Source organism: Microbispora sp. CSR-4 (genome assembly GCF_008033685.1).
Taxonomy (GTDB): Bacteria; Actinomycetota; Actinomycetes; order Streptosporangiales; family Streptosporangiaceae; genus Microbispora.
Window position 1 is genome coordinate 1 of sequence record NZ_VJVX01000260.1, and the last position, 492, is coordinate 492.

1 protein-coding gene is annotated in these 492 nt (G+C 65.9%); it reads right to left on the reverse strand.

Features of this window, described 5'->3' with window-relative positions; translation table 11 throughout:
• Positions 1–343: hypothetical protein (locus tag FLV34_RS39735; protein ID WP_222709819.1), on the reverse strand; the 343-nt coding region annotated here is incomplete at its 3' end.
• Positions 344–492 lie beyond the last annotated feature (149 nt).

The following is a 492-nucleotide window of genomic DNA, read 5'->3' on the forward strand; positions in this document are numbered from 1 at the left end:
CGGCAGCCCCACCATCGGCAGTCCCACGGGCGGCGTCCGCGCGAGCGCCGTCCGTGCCAGCGGCGTTCGCACCGATGGCAGCCCCACGCACGGCGTTCGTGTCGTCGCTGTCTGCGCTGTCGGTGTCGGTGCCTGGGACGTCCGTCCCTGGGGCGTCCGTGGTCTGGGTGCCGGGCGTGCCGGCGGGCTGCCGGGGGCCAAAGTTGATGATCGGGAAGGGCTCACGGGCGGACGAGCCGTCGGACGACCACAGCGGCGAATTGGCGATCAGACGGTCCCACCACTCACCGTCGGCATCGCTCGAACGACGAAGGCGCTCAGGATCGTCATCGAACAGATCCATGGCACCTCCATCGAGTGATTCGAAAACTTGTATTAATTCTCTCGCGTCCTTGGGGCTAGTTCAAGATCAACTAGCAATCTCTTGGAATCACAGGTCGGGGACAGCAACGGTCCTGACGTAGGTTTCGGCGGTCGGCGGTCGGCGGTCGG